Source organism: Planktotalea sp. (genome assembly GCF_965659345.1).
GTDB lineage: Bacteria > Pseudomonadota > Alphaproteobacteria > Rhodobacterales > Rhodobacteraceae > Planktotalea.
On the sequence record NZ_CBFHVK010000003.1, the window covers coordinates 197,334 to 217,653 of the forward strand.

Sequence of the window (20,320 nt, forward strand, 5' to 3'; positions counted from 1 at the left end):
GAAGGAAAGCACATGCCGCTTTCGCCCATAGAAGGGGTTCCGACCTTTCGACCGGTTCAGATGTCTGACTTTAAGAATGCCATGTCAAAAGGCTGGCAGGACTTTAGGCAGCACCCAGAATATGGGCTTATCTTCGCAGGGTTCTATGTGTTGGTAGGCCTGTTGATGGCTTGGATCACAGTCAAAACCCACACCACGTATTGGCTGGTTCTGGCGGCTATCGGTTTTCCATTGTTAGGCCCGTTTGCCGCCGCTGGTTTATATGAAGTGAGCCGTCGACGCGAGCGTGGGATGACGATAGCGCAGCCGAGCATCTTTGGTGTTGTGTTCCAGCAGAGCAAGCGCCAGTTGCCATCACTGTGTTCCATAATCGTGTTTATATTTTTGTTCTGGTTTTTTATTGGTCACATGATTTTTGCCCTGTTTCTGGGGCTTTCGAAAATGACAAATATTCATAGCAGTTTGGATACTTGGCTTTCTGCCGAAGGGATCATGATGCTGGCTGTGGGCAGTGCTGTCGGCGCACTCATTTGCCTGTTGCTGTTCATGATAACAGTTTTCGCGCTACCACTCATGTTAGAACGCGAAGTGGACTTTGTGACAGCAATGATCACAAGCTTTCAACAGGTGCAGGCGAATTTCTTACTGATGTTTGGCTGGGCTGTCTTCATTGCGGTGCTGTTGTTTGTGTCGATGATCCCAGTGTTCCTAGGAATTTTGATCACGCTACCACTTCTTGGACATGCAAGTTGGCACCTCTATAGCGCGATCCGAGTTATACCGGATACCGACTAACTTTCGCGCCCCATAGCTCTGAGTTTCGCATGCAGAGCCGGTGTATCGGCGTGCCCAAGTTCCAATGCAAAGATGTAGGCATGGGTTAGGTAGAAACCGGCTGCGTTCTCATCGTTGCTCATCTGCGCGGCGTCTTGATATAGCCGCACAAGGGCAGGGCGGTCATCGACCTCGTGAGCGGCTAGAAGCTGCGCATCAAGCCTACTCATTCAGCTGCGTGGGCCCGTGCGCGGTGGTTTTCGATTTTGCCCGCGACCCAAGCGTGAAAACAATGTGTCGGACTATCCATCACGGCTGAAAAGCGTCCACCATCAAAATCTTGCGCATGACGGCCCTTTTGCATGCCCTCGACAACGAAAATATCTTCCTCAAAGACAAGCTTCCATTGTTCTGTGTTTGCCGCGCGCATTGCGTCGTCAGTTTCTGGTGTCGCATAGTAAAGGTGGATGTTTTCAGTCGTCTGACCTTGTGCATCTGGGATGAGAACGATGGCAAAGGCATGATCTCGGTGCACGCCAAGCAAGACGTTTGGATAGACGCTGATATATTCAGCCGCTTCATTCCACTTTGCGCCGACGCCTTGGAAATCCTCAAACACTTGTCCCTCAGCACCTTTGAGTTGGCGATAGACGAGTGTCCCTTGGCCCGAAAACAAGTCGGGCTCTTCGATGTGATAGTGATCCTCTAGACGTGAATAACTGTTCAAACCAGGATGGACCCAAGGCAAATGGTAGCTCTCGCAATAGTTTTCGACTGCGAGCTTCCAATTGCAATTTACTTTCAACTGAAACTTGCTGTCAGCGCCGCCATGAAACAGCGGTTTGTCAAACTCAGCCCATCGTTTGATGAGCTCTGCGTTTTCTTCTTCAAAGGGCAGTGCCTTGCCATCGATGTTGATCCAGATGACGTCACGCCAAATATGACTGCGCACCTCGATCAGACCGAGCAAATTACGATCGATACTTTCATGAGTGTTTTGTCCGGGTCCGCCAACATGCGGTGTGCTGACAAGCCGCCCATCGGTGCCATAGCACCAACTGTGATAGGGGCATCGGATTGCACCTTCGATTTTGCGGGCTTCTTCTACCAGCATCATGCCGCGATGACGGCAAATGTTCTGAAAGACACGCACAGTTTCGTTTTTGTCGCGCACGATCAAAAGTGGCATGCCAAGGAAAGTGATAGGAACGGCGTCACCTGCCTCAGGCACGTCCGAGGTGACACCAAGTCCGGCCCATGATGAAAAGAGTACCGCGTGTTTTTCTTCTTCAAAGACTGCTGGATCAACGTAATGGGGATTGGGAAGACCTTGAGCTTCGCTCACATGGCGGCGGACGGCGGATAGGTCTGTAATATGAGCGCTCATGTGTGATCCTCCCTGAAGTTGTTGCGGGAGTGTACAAGCGCAGGCGCTTCTTCATATGCTCAACAGCGACTTCAACTTTTCTCACTGCGACCAGATGATTTTAGGAAAATGGCTCATCTGCGCGCAACAAACGCTGGTGGTAGCTTGGCAAATCTTCAAATTCGCAAAACCCAGCGCCGCGCGCTGTCGCAAAAATCTGTTTCGTCGAAGTACCTAGATATTCATAAACAATCCGCGTGACGCGTGTGTTGTTTACTGCTTCGTTCACAGTACGGGTCGAATAGCCTTGCCAGAAGTTGCGATCAAAAGAGGCGACGGGACTTATGAAATTAAAGGTAAATGTCATCGCATTGCGTCGTGACACCATCGCGACGATCCCGTCTTCAATTTTTTGAACGTGACCTTTGAATTGGCGTACGTCTGGGGTCATCGACAGACCTTGAGCTTTGAGGGATTGCGGAGCCTCGGATCCTTTCAAAAACGTCCAACCGTCTTTTCGGTAAATGTATAAGAGGGTGGTAATGAAGCGCTCAGGGAACAAAAAACTTTGGCGCGACAGTCGATAAAAGCCGCTAGGCAGTTCCGCCTCACTCACGCGCGTTTTGTCCAAAGCGCTAAACGCATTGATTTCAGGGTGGGTTAATATATCGCGCGACTGCGATTTTATGCACTCAAGGGGATCCGTGAGAATGCGGGCGTCTGTATTGAAGAACCGGCAGATCCTTGCAAGCGTATCCGGGCGTGGATAACTCTCGCCATTCAAGTAGCGATTGAATTGCGCACGGTTTATATTGAGCTGCCTACAGACTTCTGAAACCGAAGGATGGTCCGCGCATAACAACCTGAGGTTTTTGCCGAATTGTGCTCGGATAGCGACCGACTGCACTGTATTTTCCACACTTGCCAATTGTTCGTCGACCTTTCGTCTTACCAAGTGCGCAGCGCGCTAAATGGCTTGAAATAACCTAAATTTATACAAATCCGGTCAGGCCAGACTCATTTTTGAGTCAGAAACATCAAAAGTGACTACAAATTGCAGTGTTACGATGCTGCGTTTTGGCTAGCGCCGACATTCATGTCAGGCATACTTACGGTGAGTTTGTAGGAGAGGGCAATATGCTTGGGGTTGTGATCTGGACGGATGCCGAAGATAGCAAAGCGATTATCTGGTGCGAAGACCATGGGGAACTTGCATTTTTGTCTCAACACGCAAGAGTTGAGCTTGGTGCACAACGAATTGATCAAGGGGACTTGATTCAATTCGATTTAGAAGAGCATCGCAATCTGCGCATGGCTCATAATCCGCGAAAGATTGAGCAGCAATATTGCAGCGACATTAAAGCATTGATGGAATCTGCGGTTAAGGTGCAGGAAGCGGCTACACCAAAGCTTGAGCCGGAAAACTCTAACCTGCTCAGTTTTGCGCGCGACAAACGCGCGAAAGGTCTTGGCACTGTTGGCAGCGCTGCATAGTCAAAACGCAACGCTGCTTTTTGTTTGAATTATGCGCCGCGCGAAAGTGCGGCGACACCTGTGCGTGCAAGTTCGCTAAGACCTAAAGGGCCCATAAGATCAGCGAACGCATCGATTTTGTCTGAGGGGCCGGTCAGCTCAAAGACAAAGCTCTCAAGCGTGCTATCGACAACATTCGCGCGGAAAATGTCGGCAAGGCGCAGCGCTTCGACACGTTTATCGCCGGTACCTTCAACTTTGAACAATGCCAGTTCGCGTTCGACTGACGGGCCTTCCACTGTGAGATCATTGACCTGATGTACAGGAACGATACGCCCCAGTTGCGCCTTGATCTGTTCGATCACTTGCGGTGTTCCCGTGGTGACGATTGTGATCCGGCTAAGTTTGCCCGAATGATCGATTTCAGCGACGGTCAAGCTCTCAATGTTGTAGCCGCGACCAGCAAAGAGGCCGATCACACGCGCAAGTACGCCGGATTCGTTGTCGACGATTACTGCAAGGGTATGCTTTTCCTGAACATCCGAAAAGTTTGGACGCAGATTGTAGGCTGAATGGCTTGTCGCGCCTTTTTTGATTTTAAGAGGTGACATGTGATGTCCTTCTTTGGTCTTAATGTCTTGTGAGGAAGGGGCGAGACACGCCCCCTTGTCCAATCTAGTCGCGCTTAAACAAGCACAGAGCCTTTGGCATCGATCACGCCCTGCGTGTCCGCTTCGCCGAGAAGCATCTCGTTGTGTGCCTTGCCCGATGGAATCATCGGGAAGCAATTCTCGTGCTTTTCAACCAAGCAATCAAACAAAACCGGCCCGTCATGTGTGATCATTTCCATGATCGCGTCATCCAACGTATCTGGATCAGAGCATAAAATGCCTTTTGCACCAAAGGCTTCTGCCAATTTCACAAAATCAGGCAGAGCATCGGACCAGCTCTCGGAGTAACGCTCACCGTGAAGCAGCTCTTGCCACTGACGTACCATGCCCAGCCGTTCGTTGTTCAGAATGAACTGCTTAACGGGTAGGCGGTACTGCATTGCTGTGCCCAGCTCTTGCATATTCATCAGCCAGCTTGCTTCTCCAGCCACGTTGATCACTAACGCCTCTGGGTGGGCCATCTGCACACCGATAGAGGCGGGGAAGCCATAGCCCATCGTGCCCAAGCCACCGGATGTCATCCAGCGGTTCGGATCTTCAAAGCCTAGGTATTGCGCAGCCCACATCTGGTGCTGACCCACTTCGGTGGTGATGTAGCGATCGTGCTTTTTCGTAAGCGCTTCAAGACGCTCAAGGGCGTATTGCGGTTTGATGATTTTGCCTGTTTGTTCAAACTTCAGGCAGTCAACTTTGCGCCATTCCTCAATCTGACCCCACCACTTCTTCACCGCAGCAGAGTTGGTTTTGCGACCACGCGCTTTCCACACGTTCAGCAGGTCCTCAAGGACATGTCCCACATCGCCAACAATTGGCATTTCAACACGGATCACCTTGTTGATGGAGGATGGATCAATATCGATATGCGCTTTTTTGCTGTTTGGGCTGAACGCGTCTAGTACACCGGTGATACGGTCATCAAACCGTGCACCAATGTTGATCATCAGATCACAGCCGTGCATCGCCATGTTGGCCTCGTAAAGACCGTGCATGCCAAGCATACCCAACCAATTTTCGCCAGATGCCGGATAACAGCCAAGACCCATCAAAGTGGATGTGATCGGAAAACCGGTCGCGCCAACAAGTTCACGCAGGAGTTGGCTTGCCGCCGGACCAGAGTTGATCACACCGCCACCTGTATAGAAGATTGGGCGCTCGGCTTTCTCGATGGCTTCAACGAGTTCTGTAATCGTCTCTAGATCACCTTTGACCTGAGGCTGGTAATGCCCAAGATCTGCTTTCGCAGGTGGTGTGTACTTGTCCGTTGCGAACTGAACATCCTTAGGAATGTCGATAAGAACAGGTCCGGGACGGCCTGTTGTGGCAACATGGAAGGCCTCATGCAGGGTGCTTGAAAGTTCAGACGTTTCTTTCACCAGCCAGTTATGTTTCGTGCAGGGACGCGTGATACCAACTGTATCAGCCTCTTGGAAAGCATCAGAGCCGATCATGAAAGTCGGTACCTGACCCGTCAGAACAACAAGCGGGATACTGTCCATCAAAGCATCTGTCAGGCCTGTGACCGCGTTCGTGGCACCCGGGCCAGACGTTACAAGACACACGCCGGGTTTGCCTGTCGAGCGGGCATAGCCTTCGGCAGCATGCACAGCACCTTGTTCATGGCGCGCAAGCACATGGCGGATGTCATTTTGCTGAAAGATCGCATCGTAAATCGGTAGGACCGCGCCACCTGGATATCCAAAGACGGTATCGACGCCCTGATCTTTCAGGGCTTTGATTACCATTTCCGCACCGGTCATTTTCTGGGCCATGCGCCTGTCTCCATCTTGTAGGCGTTCAAATTCGTTACACATAAAAAAGCCCCCGTCCAAATGGCGGGGGCGCATGGTTTCCCTCACGGGCTGCCGTTAAGGCTCCATGCGCTGTCTAATTAGAATGACGACGACGTCGGTCATTGCTGATCGCTCCTCTTTGCGTGCGTGGACACTATGTCTGTTAAAAAGGAGCGTCAACAGCCGTTTTGTGGAAAAGTGTCCATTATTGCAGCTTTTCTTTTCATTTATTGCGCCGATTTAGAGTTTTGCGACACAACTTGGATTTAACGCAAGATTTCAGCATGGTTTTTGATTTTTCACACCTCTCGCCACGTCCCACTGGCGATTCCATCAAGCGTCCAGTCGCCAACGGACCAGCGCACAAGGCGCAAAGTAGGATGCCCAACCGCAGCGGTCATGCGGCGTACTTGTCTGTTACGTCCTTCAGATATTGTAAGTTTGATCCAACAATCTGGCACTGATTTGCGATATCGCACGGGTGGGTCGCGCTCCCACAACTCCGGTGGATCAATGCGTTCGACTGCTGCGGGGCGGGTTTTGCCGTCTTTCAACGTCACGCCATCGCGCAAGGCCTGCAATGCAGCTTCATCAGGAATGCGCTCGATCATGACCAAATAGGTTTTGGGTTTCTTGAATTTTGGGTCTGCGATTTGTGCCTGTAGCTTCCCATCGTCGGTAAGGACCAGCAAACCTTCGCTATCGCGATCCAAGCGACCTGCGGGATACACGTTTGGGACGTCGACGAACGCGGACAATGTGGGGCGTTTGGATCCCTCGAGCCCTTTGTCCGTGAATTGAGAGAGCACGCCAAACGGTTTGTTCAGCAAGATTACCCGGCTCACAAGAAAGCGCCTGTGCCTTGCAATACGCCATGCTCCATCGCGTAACGGGTCAAGCCAGCAGTCGATGAAATGCCAAGTTTGCGTTTGATATTCTTGCGATGCGTCTCAACTGTGCGCACAGAAATGTCGAGTGCTGCAGCGACTTCTTTATTGGAGCGCCCCTTGGCAAGCTGCAATAGCACCGTTTGTTCACGCCCCGTCAGGGCTTCGCGTGTTTCAGCACCACTTTCAGGTACAAGAGAGCCACGCGCGCCAGTGCACATGTAGCGCTGTCCGGTCATCACCGTATCAATCGCGGTTTTGATTTCTTCTGTTGGGACGTCTTTCAGAACATATCCCATCGCGCCGTGGCTTAATGCTGTGCTGATGTATTCAGGGCTGTCGTGCATGCTTAGCACCAAAATGCGCATGTCAGGATGGGATTCCAGCAAGATTTCCATTACCGCCAGCCCGTTCATGCCAGGCATATTCAAATCAAGCAGGATCACATCCGGCGCGAGGGATGCGGCATTGTCGATGATTTCTTGACCGGATGAATAGGTCGCAACGACATCAATGTCGTCAAAGCTCTCCAAAATGGCACGAATGCCTTCCGCGACCATGGGGTGGTCGTCAATAATTGCAACGCGTGTGCTCATGTTGCTGCATCCTCTGGTTCAACGGCTGTATTGCTGGTGTATGGATCGGGGGGTAACATATGGCTTAATGGCGCGCGGGCTTGCACTGTGGTGCCTTTGCTGCTGCTGGTCACTGTGAACGTCCCGTTTAACTGTTCCATACGTTCTTGCATGTTGCGAAGGCCGATCCCGCCGCGCGGGGAGGTGTCGGCCTGTTTGCGGCCTTCTTCCAATCCTTGACCATTGTCAGAGATCGTAAGGATCGCGCCGCGTCTATCGCCACGCAAAGACAGTTTAACATGGCTCGCGTCGGCATGGCGCTCGATGTTTGTCAGTGCTTCTTGGGCGATACGGTAAAGTGCGATCTTCGCATCGGCATCAAGGCGATTGCGAAACACGACCGTGGAGAATTCCGAAGTCATCCCAGTGCGCGCGGTGAAATCATCTGTCAAAGCCTTGAGGGCAGGGCCAAGGCCAAGATCATCCAGGACGCCCGGACGCAAATCACGGCTGATGCTGCGAATTTCCTGAATGGCGCTTGCGAGCCCTTCGATCCCTTGATCGAGGGTTTTGGGAACCTCGCGTTTATTCAAACCAAGCTGGCGGCGCGTGACGTCCAATGCATAGCGAATGCCCACAAGCGTTTGACTGATCCCGTCATGAAGTTCGCGTGCAACGCGCCCGCGCTCTTCTTCTTGCGCATCAAACACACGTTGGGTCAGGGCTTTAAGTTTTGTGTCGGCCAAACGACGTTCGCGGATATTAAGCAAAAGACCAGAGCCAAACACTGTAAGAAGCGCTGCTAAGGTAATGCCGCCAATATATAAAAACGTACTTCTGGTGCGCGCTTCGACCTGCGCGCGGCTCGAGGCAACAGTGGCGATAACATCATCAATAAACACACCTGTCCCGACCGCCCATTGCCAGCTTGGAAAGCTGGTCACGTAAGTGATCATGCGTGCGGGTTCGCCCGTTGAGGGTTTTGGCCAAAGGTAGCTGTGATACCCCGCACCAGAGCGTGCGATACGGATCAGTTCATCAACGATAGGCGTGCCTTCGCTATCTTTCAGACCGCTCCAGTTGCCATTGATCAGGCGCGTGTCGCGGGGGCTGACAAGATTGGTGCCGTCGTATTCGTAAACGAAAAAACTGCCTTCTTCGCCGTAGATCATCGCGGCCAAGATTTGTTTGACCCGTTGTTTGGCATCCTCATCATCAGGGGGCGCGCTGCCATAGATGAAGTAAAAGCCGTTGCGCGCTTGTGTGACGTAGTTGCGAAGCTCGTCTTTTTTAGCGTCGATCAGCGTTTGTTCCAGCGTTGCGATTTCACGATCCGCCAGTTGTCGCGACTGATACGCCACGATGAGTGAGATCAAAGCAACCGCCAATATCAATGGAACCGTTCCCAAAAGGAACAATTTTTGCTGGTAGCTAAATCGATCAGAAACAGGGCGCATCATGACTTTCTGCTAAAGGCGAATCAGGCGCGAATCAAAGCGATAAAGAATCGACACGGCTTTGAGCGCGCTGCGGTCTTGGTTCAATACTGCACAAAATATAAGGCATTTATTGACAATAAAGATGAAAAAACGACCAATCTACGCATAACTTGGTATTTCGCTTTCGCAGTTAGCTCAGTAGCTTTCCGGTACTTGAAACGATCCGCGCTGGGAGGGCCGATCTATCTTGCCCTTTCGCGCATCACTAATCTTGGGAGGATTCTAAATGGATCGTCGTTCTTTTCTAAAAACATCCGCACTTGGCGGCACGGCAACTGCCGCGGCAACACTTGCTGCTCCAGCTTACGCACAGGGCAAGCGCGTTTTGACTATGGTTCAGTCTTGGCCACGTGGCTTTGCTGTTCTTGACGACGCAGCAACTTACCTGCAGGACATGGTTGGCGCGATGTCTGACGGTCAGTTGACCATCGACAAGAAAGCACCGGGCGAGCTTGTTGGCGCGCTTGAAGTGTTTGACGCTGTGTCTTCTGGCCAGGCGGACATGTATCACTCTGCGGACTATTACTTCATCGGTCAGCACCCTGCATATGCATATTTCACAGCCGTTCCATTCGGTGGCACAGCACAAGAGCTGACAAACTGGTACCACCACGGTGGCGGCCATGAGCTGCACTCCGAGCTTGGCGAGATCTTCAACCTGAAGTCCTTCCTTGCAGGTAACTCCGGTTCCCAGTCTGGTGGTTGGTTCCGCAATGAAATTGCTTCCGCGGCTGATTTCAACGGTTTGAAGTTCCGTATGCCGGGTCTTGGCGGCAAAGTACTTGGTAAGCTCGGCGCATCTGTTCAGAACATCCCTGGTGGTGAACTGTATCAGGCGCTGTCTTCTGGTGCTTTGGACGGTCTTGAGTGGGTTGGCCCAATGGCTGACGAGCGCGCCGGCTTCCAAGAAGTTGCGAAAGTCTACTACGCTGCGGGCTTCCACGAGCCAGGTTCCGGTCTTGCGGCTGGTGTAAACCTCGACGTTTACAACGACCTGTCACCACAGCATCAGGCGATCATTTCCAACGCATGTATGGCGACAACGCACCTGCAGCTGTCTGAGACACTTGCAAACAATGGTGCAGCGCTTGCACGTCTTCAGTCTCAGGGCGTTAAAGTTCTGCAGTTCTCTGACGACGTTTGGGATGCATTCGGTAAAGCGTCCGCAGAAGTCATGGACGAGAACATGGGCGACGAAATCTTTGCGAAAACACGCGCAAGCTTCGAAGAGTCCATGGCGTCTAGCTCTTCTTGGATTGGTAAGTCCGACGGCTTCTACGTCGCACAGCGTGACCGCGTTCTTGGCAACCGCTAAGCCTTTGGCAATATGACAGAAGGCGGGCTTTCGCACATGCGCGAAGGCCCGCTTTCAACTTAGATCAAAACGAGCGGCGCATGTTAAATAGTGCTGCCTTGAACGACACGGTAGGGGGGATAGCAATGGAAGACGAAGCGTCTCGCGGAGCACTCGTTGCAATTGGCGAGTTTCTGCTCTGGCTCATCCAGAGCTTTGGCATGGCATTTTACAACTTCGGCTATGCGGTCACGCATCCGGCCAGCTGGCTCGATTGGTCAGACAGCCAATCCATGATGAAGTTCATCTACTATGGCGGCTCGCAAGAATTCTTCTTTGTTGTTTTCACAGCATTCCTGATCCTCACGGCCGTCGGCATGTGGCGCAATTCGATCATGTGGGGCACTGTCCGCTTCTTGGAAGGCATGGCGAACACGCTTGGCCGCTTCTTCGCGTGGGCGGGTCTTTTGATGGTGATCCAACAGATCGTCATTGTCTTTATGCAGCGTATCTTCACGCGCCCTGACATATCGTTCGGATTTGGCATTCCGCTTCAGTTCGACATCAGCTGGTTCGCGGAAGAACTAAAACTTTACAACGCGTTAGTCGTTTGTCTTTGTGTGACATATACTTTCGTCCAAGGCAGTCACGTTCGCGTCGACCTTGTCTATTCTGCCGTGAAATACCGCACCAAAAAAGTGATCGATATGGTCGGCTGCATTATCTTTATGATGCCGGGCGCAATCCTGATTTGGATGTATGGTTGGTACTTCATGTGGCGTCACCTTGTGACCCCAAAGGTCTCTGCGTCTGACAGCCTTGAGCTGCTGATGCGCAAATCGCGACTTCTCAAATGGAATGTTGAAACCATCGGTTTCTCTCCAAACGGGTTTACGGCCTATTTCCTCTTCAAGATTTTGCTGGTGACGTTTGCAGCACTCGTCTTCTTGCAGGCCATCGCGTTCTTCTACCGCTCTTATCTGGAGTGGAAAGAAGGACCTGAAAGCGAGGGCAAGTACCTCGACAAAGATACGCTCGGTGAGGGCGAAGAAGCTTATGAGGGGACGCACTGATGGAGTGTTTTCAGCAAAAGTGGGAACCGGTTTTGCGGTTCGAAAATGCGACCACTGGGATAGCTGAGTGTTTTCAGCAAAAGTGGGAACCGGTTTTGTGGTTCGAAAATGCGACCACTGGTAAGGAGGCGTAGACGATGTTCTTCGGTTTAGATGGCGTTGAAGTCGGCCTGATTATTGTAGCGCTTTGCCTGTTTGGCGGCATTCTATCTGGCTTCCCCGTCGCGTTCGCGATTGGTGGTGCCGGTGTGATTTCCTTTGTTATCATTGCCATGCTCGATGGGGCCGGGCTGCTTATTCACCAAGCGATCGACAAAGGGTCGGTGATGTATTCCGATCTGGTTAATTCTGGGATCAAGCCCGAATCCATATCGATTTTCAGATACCCCGAATTGCCTCGTATCGAAGAAGGCGTCTTCCCACGTGGCTGGGAGCACGCGCTGGATCGTAACGTGTCTTTCATTGTGAACCGTATGAACGAGCGGGTTCTGGCGGGTCAGTCTATCGAAACGCTTCTCGCGGTTTTGATGTTTGTTCTTATGGGCATCACGCTTGAGCGCTCCAAAATTGCGAATGATTTGCTGACCACAATGGCCAAAGTCTTTGGGCCGTTGCCCGGCGGTTTGGCTGTATCGGTTGTTGTGGTTGGTGCATTTCTTGCGGCCTCCACTGGTATTGTTGGCGCGACGGTTGTGACCATGGGCTTGCTCAGTCTGCCAACAATGTTGCGCAACAACTACTCGCCTGAAATTGCGACAGGGGTCATCGCGGCCTCTGGCACCTTGGGGCAGATTATTCCGCCATCCATCGTGATTGTCCTACTCGGAACCCTTGCGGGTGACCTTTACTCCTCCGCCCAAGAAGCGCGCGCCATTGAAGCGGGCTGTACCGATGCTTTGACCTATCTTGGCCAGCCAGCGGTTCTGTCTGTTGGAACCCTCTTCCAAGCGGCCCTTCTGCCAGGTATTTTGTTGGCCTTGCTCTATGCGCTCTATGCATTTGGTTATGCGCTTGTGAACCCGTCAAAAGCCCCAGCGGTTGAAATGGGAACTGGCAGCAGCGAAGTTATCACGCGCAACGAAGGCTTCACTTGGTTCCTGGGTGTGCCAATCGCTTTGATCGCGGGTTTGATGTTGATGAGCAATCTCAACATCGTTGGTAGCCAAAGCCTTCAGGTCGACAGCTATTCTGACATCGGGCAGGGCGCGAGCCTGCGCACGAATGTTGGCGAAGATTGCCAAGCATCTATGATTGAGTTGCATGGTCAAGAAGCATGGGATCTTGCGATTGCCCAAAGTGCGGAAATCGAAGCATCTGGTGGCGTCGCGGAAAGCGTAAAGCTCACAGAAGAAGAGCTGGCAACGGCCATTGCCGACAAGGAAGCAGCAGCCGCGCCGATTGGTACGGGTATTGCGATCCTTGCAGTGATCTTCGCGCTCATCCTGACAACAGCCCGTGGCGTGCGTCCTTCTGCAGACCATCGCCCGATTTATATCGGTTTGATTGGTGTGGTGCTGGGGCTTCTTGTAGACATCTTGTTCATTCGCCCGTCCACAAGCGCTGGTGTGTCTGTGGTACTGATGTTGATCCCCTGGGCGATCACGATTTACGGCTGTACCCATGCCGCGCTGATGCTGGCCAAGAACGAGCTGCTGCGCGTGGTCTTCCCGCCGCTCATCTTGATCGTGGCTGTGCTTGGTTCCATCCTTGGGGGTATCACCAACCCGACGCCCGCTGCGGCGCTTGGGGCAGGGGGTGCGATCATGCTCGCGGCATACCGTCGTCTGCGTGATGAGGATAAATCAGGCAAGATCGTCATCTTCTCATGCTTTGCAGTGATCTTGATGATCCTGATCGGCGTGAACTTCGATCTGCGCGTGAACCAAGGTAGCCCAAGCTTCGAGACATGGGTCGCATTTTTCCTTGCCTACACAGCATGGCTCTATGCGTTCTTTGGTTTGCTGTTCTCGTGCTACGTTCTTTACCGCGCTGGCATCTTACCGCCAGTAGTGCGCGAAACGGCGAAAGTCACGAGCATGGTCTTCACCATTCTCATCGGCTCTCAGGTGTTGAATTTGGTGGTGATTTCCTTTGGTGGAGAACACTATATCCAGCAGTTCCTGCGCAGCTTTGACAATGAGCTGACGGTCTTCCTGATCGTGATGCTGGTGCTCTTTGTGCTGGGTTTCGTGCTCGACTTCCTAGAGATCATCTACATCGTGATCCCCATCGTTGGCCCTGTGATTTACGGTGGTACGTTCGATCCCAAGTGGGTGACGATCATGATCGCGGTGAACTTGCAGACGTCCTTCCTGACACCGCCTTTCGGCTTTGCGCTGTTCTACTTGCGGGGGGTTGCACCTAAGGAAGTCACGACAGGCCACATCTACCGCGGTGTTGCACCTTTCGTATTGATCCAAGTTGCGGGTCTTGCGTTGCTGTGGATGTTCCCAGCGATCGTGACGATCGTACCGGATCTGATCCCGAATTGATCTGAATTGGATCTATGAAATTGAGAAAAGCGAGGCTTAACGGCCTCGCTTTTTTGTTGTTGGTGAATGTGGGTACTTAGTTACAGTTTGTAGAACATAACAGCGCTTATCGGATTTTGGGCGGTTGAAATGACCGTCGCGCACGAAGTGGCGAAGGGCGGGTGCCCAGACAAAGCGCCATTTCACAGCTCTTGTCTCGGCAGCAACTTTGGAACCTGTGTTCTGGCGCATTGTACATCTGTTGAGAATCCCATACTTTCCTATCAGTTGATGGTGCATTAATTTGGTGCCTGTTGATATCCTTTTGAGAGATGATAGCTGATGTAGTGCCAGCCGCTAACCAGCCCGATGGCAAACTTAAAACACCAGGAGAAATAACCATGAATGCTCTTAAGAAAACAATTACCGCTGCTACGCTTGGCCTCAGCCTCGTTGCAACCAGCGCCGCCGCAGACGACTTGGCCGCCGTGCATGCCTTCTACGATATTTTCACCAAGCCAGGTCCTGAAAGCAACGCAGCATTCCTTGCTGCGACGTCCGAGGATTGGAAAAGCTACGCCGATTATTCCGGCAATTACGAAGTCCGTGAAGATCTGTTGCCTCGCTCGGCTGGCATCGTAGCGTTTATGCCGGATCTTGAATTTACCATTGAGGCCATTCATCAGGACGGCGACTTTGTGATCGTAAGAAGCCGTTCAATCGCAACGCCAGCAGGCGAATTCATGGGCGTAGATCCCCAAGGCCGGAACTTCGACATCATGAACATCGACATCCACGAATTGAAAGACGGCAAGCTGGTGAACATGTGGCACATCGAAGACTGGGCTACTGCAATGCGGCAGATGTCCGGCCAGTAAGAACTGCGCGGCTGCAAAACACGACAATATTTCGACCCCGAGTTGGCAACCTTATTTTCAGCCGATTCGGGGAAATATTATTCCAGACCACGTTCAGAGGGTATTTGCCGCATGAGAGAAAATCGGCAAAGAGGGCTCACTGCAGACCTTGGGCACGCCTCCTGTTTCAATCTCAAATGTGCATCACATAAAACCCTTTATCTGATGTTCAGGGTTTGTTACGAGAGAAAAAAATCACGTGACAGTTGCAGAGCGCTCACTCAGGCACAGCCTTATACCCACCCGGCAATGAGATATTCGCAACCTGCTCAGCAATGGGCGCAGTAGACAAGGGGTGCAGCGTTGGTTCAAACTCGGCAGGGTCTTGCATGGGGTGCCACGTGCCATTCGAGAACACTTCGAGACCTGCGAAACTCGCCTTGTAGCCCATCTTCGGACTGCCGGGGACCCAGTAGCCAAGGTATACATAGGGCAGGCCCGCGTTGCGCGCGATCTCGATGTGATCAAGGATGATATGCGTGCCAAGCGATTGGCGTGGCGCATCAGGGGTGTAGAAGGAATAAACCATGCTGAGCCCATCATCGAGCACATCTGTAAGGCACACGGCTTCTAGCTCGCTCGTATCTTGATTGGCGTATTCAATGACACGGCTGCGGATCGGGGTTTCTTCGATCATCGCTGCAAACTCGAACACATCCATATCGACCATACCGCCGCTGGCATGACGCGCCTCTAAATAGGTTCGAAACAGCGCGTATTGCTCTTCCGTCGCCCAAGGAGAGGTCGCACGGCGCTCTAGATGAGCGTTGCGGCGCAACGTGCGTTTCTGGCTTTTGCTTGGCGTAAAGCGCGCGACCTCTATGCGCGCAGACAAGCAGGCGGCACAATCGGCGCAGGTTGGGCGATACAGCACATTTTGCGACCGTCTGAACCCTTGCTTGGAGAGCGAATTGTTCAGTGCTTCCGCACCATCGCCTTGCAACGCTGTAAACAGCTTTCGTTCCATCCTGCCCTCGAGATAGGGGCAGGGCTGCGGTGCAGTGACATAGAACTGCGGAGCAACAGGAAGCGAGTGGCGCATGGGTGATGTGTATCCTTCACGCGCAGGCTAACACTCAATTTGCGCGGGGGCCAAGCCCCCAATTCGTGAAACGTGCCGTGTCGCTTAGCGGCGGTTAATCATCACAGACCCAAGCGCGAGATCTGTCAGGCTTTGCCCGCGCGCAGAACCCACCATCATCACGATAGAGACAACCTGTATCAGGATGAACGCGAGAGAGAACGAATATCCCAGTGTGTGCAAAAGGGCTTTTACGAAATCAAAACGCGCACCTTGTTCGTCGCGTAGCTCGATCGACATGATCCGCATTCCCCACGTTGCCGAAGACGCGGCAATCGTAAGGGTTCGATAGGCGAACCCGATCAGCATAAAGAGCACAGGAAAAAAGAAGATACCGATGAACGCCGTAAAAGGGATGACCAGAAGTGTCAGTACGACCGTGAACACAACATCAATGATCCAAGCGATCAAACGTTTACTTGGCACAGAGGCGTAAAACTGCGGTGCGCGCATGGGGTCGGGGTGATTGGCAAAGCTCTGGGTCATGATCCTACTATCATACTAAGTCTCTCTGGCGGGCCATCCTAATGAAAGGGCGGCCCGCAGTTTGTTTTTTGAGGGCGCTTATGCGTCTTCTTTTTCGTCCGCTTTGGCAGCATCAGCTTTTCCGGCACGATCGTCCATGAACTGGTCAAACTCTGCCTTGTCTTTTGCATCACGCAAGCGCTGCAAGAAATCTTCAAAGCTGTTTTGCTCATCTTCTAAGCGGCGCAGTGTATCTGCTTTGTACGCGTCAAAAGCAGTATTGCCAGAAGGGCGCATTGCAGAAAACCCGTGACGGGCAGAATTGGTACGGCAAGAACGGCTAAACATACGTTTGCTCCAGATCATATAGAACAGAAGGGCAAGACCGACGGGCCAGACAAAGATGAAGCCAAGGACCATCGCTGCGATCCACGCGCCTTTACCTTTGTTATCGAGCCAGGCCTCGGACCGGGCGAACCAACCCTGTGGCTCGTCTGAATAAATCGGTGCTTGGGCAAGGGTGGACATGATGTACTCCTGTTCGTTTGTTGCGTTAATGTGAATGCCTTTCACATTGAATAAGATGGTTACAAACGGTGCAGGTACAAGGTCTAATGTGAATGTTATTTACTTTATTTCAATTTATTTCGTAAATTCAGATATTTGCGCTGAAGAAAATCTTAGAATTTGTGCTGGTGGAGCGCTGAAAACATGCCTTGGCGTGCCGGCAGCGCCCCAAATTTCTGCGAATGTCATCAATTTTGGATCAAAAAACGCCCGTGGTGTTTTAAGATGCCCAAGGGGCGACACGCCACCAATGGCAAACCCTGTCTGAGCGCGGATTGCTGCGGCATCGGCCTTGCCCAGCGTTTCACCCGCAAGTTTTGCGGCTTTGTCAGGGTCGACCTGATTTCCACCAGCGGTCAGAAAAAGAATGCATTCGCCACTTGTCTCGCCAAGAAAGAGGATGGATTTCACGATCTGATCCACCTCGCACCCAATTTCTTCAGCCGCCATTTGCGCTGTTGTGGCTTGGCCTGTTTCGACAATTGTGTCGTCTAATCCATGAGCGAGAAGAGCTGCGCGCACGCGTTTTAAGGATTTGCTCATCTTGGGTCCTTCAAACCAGGGTTTTACGCGTTAAAGCGGATCATTTGCCCACTTGCAAATCACTCAGCCGCGCGCCTTGATATAAACATGAGCGATTTTTCCAACATCACCCGCGTACCGAGAGCATTTGAGCCTGACCTAGGACAAGATGCATTGAATGTGTTGCCAGCGCTTGAGGGGCAACAGGCCGAGTTGATCCATGGTGCCGCAGGGTGCAGCCCTTACTTGAAATCATTGATTTTAAAGGAAGCGGATTGGCTACAAAGCGCACTTGATGGACCCGACAGTGCAGTCGCAAAATTGTTCGAAGACGTACCAAACTCCGATGCGAAAGCAATGCCCGTGACGCTACGGGAAGCGAAACGCAGGATTGCGTTGCTTACCGGGCTTGCGGACTTAGGCGGTGTCTGGAGCTTGGAAAAGGTCACGCAGGTCTTGACCCAGTTTGCGGATTTAGCGGTCAATTCTGCATTGCGCACTTCTATCGCCGCAGAGATTGCGCGCGGCAAGCTTCCGGGCATGACGCAAGACAATATTGCCGATGCAGGGGGCATGACTGTGCTCGCCATGGGAAAGATGGGAGCGTTTGAATTAAACTATTCCTCTGACATTGATCTCATTTGTCTGTTTGATGAGACGCGGTTTGACCCCGCCGACTTTCACGATGCGCGCGCGTCTTTCGTGCGTGCGACACGGCGCATGGCGGCGATGCTGAATGATCTGACAGGCGAGGGCTACGTGTTTCGCACAGACTTGCGCTTACGTCCCGATCCGGGTGTCACGCCTGTCTGCATGGCGATGGAAGCGGCAGAGCGGTATTATGAAAGCCTTGGCCGTACATGGGAACGCGCAGCCTATATTAAAGCGCGTCCTTGCGCGGGCGATCTCAAAGCAGGCGCACGTTTTTTACAAACACTAACGCCTTTCGTTTGGCGCAAACATCTTGATTTTGCGGCTATTCAAGACGCTCACGACATGCGCTTGCGCTACCGCGAACATAAAGGGCTTGGTGGGGCGTTTAAGCTGCGCGAACACAATATGAAACTTGGGCGCGGCGGCATTCGCGAGATCGAATTTTTCACCCAAACCCGTCAGATTATCGCTGGTGGCCGTGATCCTGAGCTAAGAGTAAGGGGGACTGTGGAAGGCCTAAAGGTGCTAAGCGCAAAAGGCTGGGTGCCTGAAGATGCTGCGCGTGATTTAAGCGATCATTACAGAGCGCACCGCGAAGTTGAGCATCGCTTGCAGATGCTGCGCGATGCGCAGACCCATAGTTTGCCCAACTCCGATGAGGGTTTTGCGCGTCTTGCTGCATTCATGGGGCGCGAGGACGCAGAGCTGCGCAACGATTTGAAGCATCGTCTGGACGCAGTGCACGCGCTGACAGAAGGTTTTTTTGCACCGGATGCGAAACCCGCGCCACAAAGCCATGGGTTCGATAAGGATGTCGTTCAGCACTGGCAAACCTATCCTGCATTGCGTTCTGAGCGCGCGGTCGAGATTTTTGAACGCCTGAAACCTGATATTTTAGGACGTCTTGCGAACACAGCGAAACCGGATGAGGCGCTATTGGCATTTGACGGGTTCTTGTCTGGCCTACCTGCCGGTGTGCAGTTGTTTTCACTCTTTGAAGCAAATCCGCAGTTGATCGATTTGCTCATCGATATTGTTGGCACAGCGCCCGCACTTGCACGGCATTTGTCGCGCAATGCGGCAGTGTTTGATGCTGTGATCGCAGGTAGTTTTTTCAATGAATGGCTTGGGGTTGATGCATTAAGCGCTGAGCTTTCGGACATTTTGGTGCGCGAAAGTGACTATGAACGCCAGCTTGACGCGACCCGTCGTTGGGCAAAGGAATGGCATTTCAGTATTGGTGTGCATCATCTTCGGGGGCTGAGTAGCGCCGCACAAATCGCGACGCGTTACGCTGAACTGGCGCATGCGTGTTTGCACGCGCTTTGGCCAATTGTTGCGCAACACTTTGCGCAAAAGCACGGGCCTATGCCGGGACGCGGGGCCGTGATTGTTGGGATGGGCTCCCTTGGGGCTGGGCGATTGAATGCGACCTCTGATCTTGATCTGATCATCATCTATGATGCCGATGGCGTTGAGATGTCTGAGGGCAAACGCCCGCTGCCTGTACGTCAGTATTACGCACGTCTGACACAAGCGATGGTTACAGCGATTACGGCACCTATGGCGCAAGGTCGTTTGTACGAGGTGGATATGCGTTTGCGCCCATCCGGCACACAGGGGCCTGTCGCAACCTCTTGGCAAAGTTTTCAGGACTATCAAAGAAACAAAGCTTGGCTGTGGGAACATCTGGCGTTGACCCGTGCGCGCGTGATTGCGGGTGAGCCGTCATTGGGCGCGGATGTCGAAAACCTGCGCCGTGAGATCGTGTCGCGTGCACGCGCACCTGAAATGGTTTTGACTGAGGTCGCAAAGATGCGGACCCGCATTCAAGCCGCCAAGCAGGCATCGTTTTGGGATGGCAAACTCGGGGAAGGTCGTTTGCAAGACATCGAGCTCATCGGGCAGGCGGGCTTACTTGTAGGGGGAAGTGAGGCGCGAGACATTGAGGTCGGGTTGGAGCAGAGTGTTGCGTTGGGCTGGATCGACACTGCTCAAATTGTCGCTTTACAACGCAGTTATAGGCTGTTTTGGCAAATGCAGCTTTCAACGAAACTGTTAAGTGAAAAAGTGATCGTTGACGAACATATGCCGTATGTAATCGGCCAAGGCGGGCTTGCGTTTCTATTGCGTGAAACAGCGTTTGACAGCTTGGACGATTTACGCGCAGGTGTTTCTGAAACGGCGCAAGATGCAGCGGATGTGTTGCGCACTGTTTTGAAATCGGTTGAGGAGAGCTGA

The 20,320-nt window shown here is 52.4% G+C and carries 19 protein-coding genes and 1 pseudogene; 7 read left to right on the forward strand and 13 right to left on the reverse strand.

The window, feature by feature from the left end; genetic code table 11:
* The first annotated feature begins 12 nt into the window (after positions 1-12).
* Positions 13-795, forward strand: coding sequence for a DUF2189 domain-containing protein (locus ACTG3Z_RS03495; RefSeq protein ID WP_439141256.1), 783 nt, complete (start codon positions 13-15; stop codon positions 793-795).
* On the opposite strand, the gene ACTG3Z_RS03500 is transcribed toward ACTG3Z_RS03495, so the two are convergent.
* From ACTG3Z_RS03500 to ACTG3Z_RS03515, 4 genes and pseudogenes are all read right to left on the reverse strand, one after another.
* Positions 792-1,004: a hypothetical protein gene (locus ACTG3Z_RS03500; protein ID WP_439141257.1), complete on the reverse strand. Its 213-nt coding sequence runs from the start codon at positions 1,002-1,004 to the stop codon at positions 792-794. The genes ACTG3Z_RS03495 and ACTG3Z_RS03500 overlap by 4 nt on opposite strands.
* Positions 1,001-2,161 carry an aromatic ring-hydroxylating oxygenase subunit alpha gene (locus ACTG3Z_RS03505; protein WP_439141259.1) on the reverse strand — a complete coding sequence of 387 codons (1,161 nt, stop codon included), beginning with the start codon at positions 2,159-2,161 and terminating at the stop codon, positions 1,001-1,003. The genes ACTG3Z_RS03500 and ACTG3Z_RS03505 overlap by 4 nt, the downstream gene beginning before the upstream one ends.
* Positions 2,162-2,261: 100 nt before the next feature.
* The gene (locus ACTG3Z_RS03510; RefSeq protein WP_439141290.1) at positions 2,262-2,591 is read right to left on the reverse strand and encodes a hypothetical protein; all 330 of its coding nucleotides are present in this window, start codon (positions 2,589-2,591) and stop codon (positions 2,262-2,264) included.
* 282 nt (positions 2,592-2,873) lie between these two features.
* A pseudogene (locus ACTG3Z_RS03515) lies at positions 2,874-3,059 on the reverse strand (helix-turn-helix domain-containing protein); the annotation flags it as partial.
* A gap of 218 nt (positions 3,060-3,277) precedes the next feature.
* Here ACTG3Z_RS03515 and ACTG3Z_RS03520 point away from each other — a divergent pair.
* Positions 3,278-3,634 (forward strand): hypothetical protein, encoded by a 357-nt coding sequence (locus ACTG3Z_RS03520; RefSeq protein ID WP_439141260.1) that lies wholly within the window; start codon positions 3,278-3,280, stop codon positions 3,632-3,634.
* Positions 3,635-3,663: 29 nt separating this feature from the next.
* On the opposite strand, the gene ilvN is transcribed toward ACTG3Z_RS03520, so the two are convergent.
* The 5 genes from ilvN to ACTG3Z_RS03545 form a co-directional block, all read right to left on the reverse strand.
* Positions 3,664-4,224 carry an acetolactate synthase small subunit gene (gene ilvN / locus ACTG3Z_RS03525; protein ID WP_375265127.1) on the reverse strand — a complete coding sequence of 187 codons (561 nt, stop codon included), beginning with the start codon at positions 4,222-4,224 and terminating at the stop codon, positions 3,664-3,666.
* A gap of 74 nt (positions 4,225-4,298) precedes the next feature.
* Positions 4,299-6,053, reverse strand: coding sequence for an acetolactate synthase 3 large subunit (locus tag ACTG3Z_RS03530; RefSeq protein WP_439141261.1), 1,755 nt, complete (start codon positions 6,051-6,053; stop codon positions 4,299-4,301).
* A gap of 320 nt (positions 6,054-6,373) precedes the next feature.
* Positions 6,374-6,919, reverse strand: a complete 546-nt coding sequence (locus tag ACTG3Z_RS03535; protein ID WP_439141262.1) for a pseudouridine synthase — start codon at positions 6,917-6,919, stop codon at positions 6,374-6,376.
* Positions 6,916-7,557, reverse strand: coding sequence for a response regulator transcription factor (locus ACTG3Z_RS03540; RefSeq protein ID WP_439141263.1), 642 nt, complete (start codon positions 7,555-7,557; stop codon positions 6,916-6,918). The genes ACTG3Z_RS03535 and ACTG3Z_RS03540 overlap by 4 nt, the downstream gene beginning before the upstream one ends.
* Positions 7,554-8,996 carry a cache domain-containing protein gene (locus tag ACTG3Z_RS03545; protein WP_439141264.1) on the reverse strand — a complete coding sequence of 481 codons (1,443 nt, stop codon included), beginning with the start codon at positions 8,994-8,996 and terminating at the stop codon, positions 7,554-7,556. The genes ACTG3Z_RS03540 and ACTG3Z_RS03545 overlap by 4 nt, the downstream gene beginning before the upstream one ends.
* A gap of 265 nt (positions 8,997-9,261) precedes the next feature.
* Here ACTG3Z_RS03545 and ACTG3Z_RS03550 point away from each other — a divergent pair, with 265 nt between their 5' ends.
* The 4 genes from ACTG3Z_RS03550 to ACTG3Z_RS03565 all read left to right on the forward strand — a co-directional run bounded on the left by ACTG3Z_RS03550 (position 9,262) and on the right by ACTG3Z_RS03565 (position 14,751).
* Positions 9,262-10,350, forward strand: a complete 1,089-nt coding sequence (locus tag ACTG3Z_RS03550; protein WP_439141265.1) for a TRAP transporter substrate-binding protein — start codon at positions 9,262-9,264, stop codon at positions 10,348-10,350.
* Positions 10,351-10,475: 125 nt separating this feature from the next.
* Entirely contained in the window at positions 10,476-11,402 is a 927-nt protein-coding gene (locus ACTG3Z_RS03555) for a TRAP transporter small permease subunit (RefSeq protein ID WP_439141289.1), read from the forward strand.
* 137 nt (positions 11,403-11,539) lie between these two features.
* Positions 11,540-13,894: a TRAP transporter large permease gene (locus tag ACTG3Z_RS03560; protein WP_439141266.1), complete on the forward strand. Its 2,355-nt coding sequence runs from the start codon at positions 11,540-11,542 to the stop codon at positions 13,892-13,894.
* A gap of 380 nt (positions 13,895-14,274) precedes the next feature.
* A complete protein-coding gene (locus ACTG3Z_RS03565; RefSeq protein ID WP_439141267.1) occupies positions 14,275-14,751 on the forward strand; it encodes an ester cyclase in 477 nt (158 codons plus the stop codon).
* A 256-nt stretch (positions 14,752-15,007) separates the two neighbouring features.
* Here ACTG3Z_RS03565 and ACTG3Z_RS03570 read toward each other — a convergent pair whose 3' ends face one another.
* From ACTG3Z_RS03570 to ACTG3Z_RS03585, 4 genes are all read right to left on the reverse strand, one after another.
* Positions 15,008-15,832, reverse strand: a complete 825-nt coding sequence (locus tag ACTG3Z_RS03570) for an arginyltransferase (protein ID WP_439141268.1) — start codon at positions 15,830-15,832, stop codon at positions 15,008-15,010.
* Positions 15,833-15,916: 84 nt separating this feature from the next.
* Positions 15,917-16,357 (reverse strand): RDD family protein, encoded by a 441-nt coding sequence (locus ACTG3Z_RS03575; protein ID WP_439141269.1) that lies wholly within the window; start codon positions 16,355-16,357, stop codon positions 15,917-15,919.
* A gap of 78 nt (positions 16,358-16,435) precedes the next feature.
* Positions 16,436-16,864, reverse strand: a complete 429-nt coding sequence (locus ACTG3Z_RS03580) for a DUF2852 domain-containing protein (RefSeq protein WP_439141270.1) — start codon at positions 16,862-16,864, stop codon at positions 16,436-16,438.
* Between the two features lie 114 nt (positions 16,865-16,978).
* Positions 16,979-17,446 carry a YbaK/EbsC family protein gene (locus ACTG3Z_RS03585; RefSeq protein WP_439141271.1) on the reverse strand — a complete coding sequence of 156 codons (468 nt, stop codon included), beginning with the start codon at positions 17,444-17,446 and terminating at the stop codon, positions 16,979-16,981.
* A gap of 87 nt (positions 17,447-17,533) precedes the next feature.
* Between ACTG3Z_RS03585 and ACTG3Z_RS03590 the strand changes: the two genes are divergently transcribed.
* Positions 17,534-20,320 (forward strand): glutamine-synthetase adenylyltransferase, encoded by a 2,787-nt coding sequence (locus tag ACTG3Z_RS03590; protein ID WP_439141272.1) that lies wholly within the window; start codon positions 17,534-17,536, stop codon positions 20,318-20,320.